We start from the raw sequence: 4,202 nt of genomic DNA, 5'->3' as shown, positions 1-4,202 counted from the left end.
CCGAAAGGCGTCCCAAACACCGTACTGCGCCTTTCGCAGTGCGCCGAGATCCCGGCGCGAAAGATCAGGGTGCTGGGAGAGCGGCACCCACACGGTCGGCGCCAGGAACAGGGAGGTGATCTGATCCTCTTCGATGCGACGGAGGATCAGCTCGATATCCGGCTTCCGGAGGAGTCGGATTGTCGTTCCGAGCATCAGGTACGGGACCGTGAAGATATGCATCCCGGCCGAGTGATACAACGGCATGCACACCAGCGGGCGATCCTGCTCGGTGAAGTCCAGCGCAGTGATCGTGGAGATGTACTCGCTGATCAGCGCCTGGTGGGACATCATCGCCCCTTTTGGACGTGAGGTCGTTCCCGAGGTGTACAGCAGCTGGACCAGATCACCGGGGGAGGCGGGGCTCTGCCACTGCGGTGCTGAGCCGCGCTGAAGTTCCTCGGTGTCCAGTATCCCGTTTTCGCGATCTGAGAATTCCAACACCTGTAGGGCGCGATCGGCGATGACAGAGCGTACGAGCGGTGTGAGATCCGGATCGGCGACAATGGCTGCCGCACCGGAATCGGTGATCAAGTACTCGAGTTCCCTGCCGGTCAGTGCGTTGTTGATAGGGACATGCACCACTCCCGCCCGCGAGCACGCCAGATACAGCATGACGTAGAACGCGGAGTTGCCGCCGAACGCCGCGACTCGGTCGCCCCGGTTCAGACCGAGCCGATGCAGGCGTGAGGTGACAACATCAACGGCGCGGTCAAACTCCTGGTAGGTCCACACCTGACCCTCGAACTCGATCGCCTCGCCGTCCGGGCTTCGCGATGCAGTCCGGCGCAGCAACCCGTCGACCGTGTGCGAGCGTGGATCTGAATACATCTGGTTTCTCCTGCAAATTCGGCGAATCCGGCAGGGTACGGGTGGGCCGGAGCCGAGTCGCTCGCTCAGGGAACGACCAGCGTCAGCTCACCCGCACCCTGCAGGTCGGTCGAGTGGGGTGGAGCACAGCGGGCTGGTGGTAAGCCCGCAGGCTGGGAGTCAGTACGTACCGCGGTCCCGCGTCTCGAACAGTCGGCGGGGATTCGCGACCGTAATCTGGTGGATCTGGTCATCGGTCACCCCGGCCTCCTGCAGCTGGGGAATGATGCGGCGCAGCACGGTTGTGTACGTCGGGTGCTGCCGCTCCGGCATGGGGCCCAGATCATGGAACGTGGAGTCATCCTGCGAAATGAGGATCTGTTCGAGATAGCCACGATCGATCAGTCCAGTAATGCGCTCGACGCGCGTCTTCTGGATCGCATTGCGGTAGTCCTCGGGCCATTGGTAATCGAGCGCGGAAGTGTCGAACGACAGGAACGAGCCCTTCTTCGCGACGGCCTCGAACTCCTCGAGTTCAACCGACGGATCCGTCCAGTCGACGTGACCGAATTTCACACGACTGACATCGACGTCGAGCTGTTCGAGGTAGTCCTGCTGGTCCTGGGCCACGCGGATTCCCAGCCCGATACCAGTGTGGGTCACGATGGGCACGCCAGTGCGACGGTGGGCTTCTGCAGCATGGCGCATCACCAACTTCACACCGTCCATCAAGCCATGGTGATCACTGGTGATCTTGATGGTGCCTGCCCGCACACCAGTGTCGAGAATCCCTTCCTCGATGTCTTTCACGAACAAGTCAGCCAGGGACGGCCATGTCGTTGCTGCTGTCTCGGGCAGCATGTCCATGAGCATGAATGGATGCGGGGCATCGGTCCACGTGTACCACCCGGTAGGCACGATGATATTGACGCTGGTCCTCTGCGCGATCTCCTTGAGCAATCGAACATCACGCCCGGCGCCGGGGATCACGCGGTCACTGATCGTGTCGATGCCAGCAGATTTGGCGTGCTCGAGCTGCTTCGCGGCTTCGGAGATGCGCTCCTCCCGTGCAATGGAAGCGAAGCCCATCTGCGGCCAATTGGCCTCGACCTCAGCCGTTCGAGGCCCAATCACACACTCAGTGACGAGCGTGAAACCTAGGTCACTGGAGTCGATCTCGTCACCGCGAGCAGTAGGGATCTTGGTCATGAAATACTCCTTGTCGTTCCCAGCGAACACCGCGGGATCTAGACGATTGGCCCGGCGACAAACGACGATCACGATCTGAATCGGACCTGCTCAGTAGCCGTACAAAGACCATAGGAGCCGGAGTGATAGGCATCACAGCCGATAAGCGCACGCAAACGGCCAGTTTCCGTAGCGCCGATCGGCGCCCGACCATTCGGGTTAGCCCTGCCGTGTTCTGCCGCATCCAGCCGAATGGTGTCTCGGCGCAGCGGAAGCCTTCGCGCACGACATGACCCAGCTCGCGGAAGATACGTGTGACGCGGTGTCCGGCCATGCCGGCGGCCGCGTGTGGATCGTCAAGCGTATCGATGATGATCGGCGAGCAGTTCAGGCCGCCGTGGGACCGGCGGCAATTGCCGGCCGCTCACGGTTGGTAACGGGCGAGGTGGTCGTGGCGGGCGAGCCAGCGCTCTAGCGGGATGGACACCAGCGGCGGGATCGCCGCGAGGACGGCCTGGAGAGCGATCCAACACTTCCAGCGCAGAACGACCGCGGCGACGATCGTCACGGCGAGGAAGGCGACGCCATGAAGCGTCCCGAAGATCTTCACGCCGACCTCGGTCGTCCTAGTGACATATTTGAGGAAACATGCCGACGAGCAACCCGGTCCAGGTGGCGGCTTCGACAAGGGCGACCGTCGCAAAGACGCGGCCACTCTGCGTCACCCCTCATTGTCACCGGCTGTCAGTGGCTAGGATTCTGCCAATCTCGTGACAATTGACGCCTGACAGGCAGGTGACAAAGTACTGGTGGACTGGAAGCCCACTGACAAGCTGCTTGAGAACCGACAGTGCCGCTGTCGGTTGCCAAACAGTTTGTCAGTTTGCCAAACCTGTGTCAGTAGCGTGCCACTAATTTGTCAGTGGCGGCTGCAGGCCAGAACTCCACGCTCGAGATGATGGGGTGTCCCTGGCGCCGGACCGCCGTGGGGCGGGTTCAACTTAAGCGTATTGATCTGTCTCACGGATGCCCGAGCCCGCGCGCGATGCTCTCGACCGCCTTGACGAGCCGTCTATTCATTCCCTCTTCGGAATCGGTAGAAGGGTATGCGCCCGTCTGAAGACCCAACACGTACGTGGATAGTACGTACTTATCGAAGTACTTACGATTTCGGTCGTCGCGGTAGTTGAAACTTACAGCGATCGTGTCCGGTACTGATTGATCGTCATTCTCGGAATCTTGATAAATATTATCGAACACTTGTCCCGGAGGAAGCGAAGGAATCGGTTTTTCGTACCGACGTTGGATGCTCCAAACGGCAAATGACTGGGCATTCTCAAGAATGGTGCCGCTGAGATTTGGAAGCTCCGGCTCAAACGTAACTTGAATATTTTTGGCTACTGAGCTTCCCAAATTCACAATGTGCAGCTCAAAGTTTCTCGTCAAAACCGCCTGTTTGAGCATTGCCACCATAACTGGACGTGTTCGATCCCGGCTGTCTTGCCGAAGGGCCCACAACGTCCATATAGCCATGACTGCCGTAACTGCAGTCGCGACGGCACCAATAGCCGTCCAAGTAGTGACATCCACCAGATCACCATTTTCGTCCGTCGATGAACAGAGCGGAGTTAGCTGAACTGAGACTCTTCCGTGATCATGTCGACGATCATCGCCGTCTCAATTGAAACACGAGTGACTTTGGCGATCAGGTTGACGATGTAGAGATGGTCGTCGTGTTCGTCGGCCCAGTCGTTGGGGTCGTTGACGATCCCTGAGGCCTTGTCCGACTTGACCTGGTACCTGTCGACAAGCCAGGCCAGCGCCGTGCGTGAGCCGAGGAGAAAGCGCTCGGCCTCGGCGGGGATCCCCGAAATAGTGACGTGGCGGTTATAGATGATCGCGGTGTGGTCAGTCTTGGACCTGAACCGCATCTTATCTACGCGCCAGGTCTCTCGATCACAGTCGTCGACCCCAGGTTTGACTGTCACATCCAGTGGCCACGGTTCGACATGTTCGTACCCCACGTGCAGGTCCGCAAGCTGCCTTCCCCAAGTGGCGACTTGATTGAATCGCTCGCGGGAGGAGGGCGGCGGTAGTTGCGGGAGCATCTTCTTCAGGTCCGCCGCGTAGCGGGCCCGGTAATCGGGCTCTTCGCATCTGAGCGT

The 4,202-nt window shown here is 59.9% G+C and carries 5 protein-coding genes; all 5 read right to left on the bottom strand.

The features are described from left to right. A partial coding sequence (locus tag H483_RS25190) for an AMP-binding protein (protein ID WP_017836054.1) occupies positions 1 to 870 on the bottom strand: 870 nt, incomplete at its 3' end. Between the two features lie 159 nt (positions 871 to 1,029). Next, the gene (locus H483_RS25185) at positions 1,030 to 2,058 is read right to left on the bottom strand and encodes a phosphotriesterase (RefSeq protein ID WP_017836053.1); all 1,029 of its coding nucleotides are present in this window, start codon (positions 2,056 to 2,058) and stop codon (positions 1,030 to 1,032) included. A 403-nt stretch (positions 2,059 to 2,461) separates the two neighbouring features. Then, positions 2,462 to 2,647, bottom strand: coding sequence for a DUF3817 domain-containing protein (locus tag H483_RS40005; protein WP_017836052.1), 186 nt, complete (start codon positions 2,645 to 2,647; stop codon positions 2,462 to 2,464). Between the two features lie 410 nt (positions 2,648 to 3,057). After that, positions 3,058 to 3,627 (bottom strand): hypothetical protein, encoded by a 570-nt coding sequence (locus H483_RS39125; RefSeq protein ID WP_152427885.1) that lies wholly within the window; start codon positions 3,625 to 3,627, stop codon positions 3,058 to 3,060. A gap of 38 nt (positions 3,628 to 3,665) precedes the next feature. Beyond that, the coding region (locus H483_RS38475; RefSeq protein WP_031264633.1) for a type ISP restriction/modification enzyme at positions 3,666 to 4,202 on the bottom strand (537 nt) is incomplete at its 5' end.

It is taken from the genome of Dietzia sp. UCD-THP, assembly GCF_000349585.1.
Lineage (GTDB): Bacteria > Actinomycetota > Actinomycetes > Mycobacteriales > Mycobacteriaceae > Dietzia > Dietzia natronolimnaea_A.
This window is presented reverse-complemented; position numbering and strand designations above follow the sequence as displayed.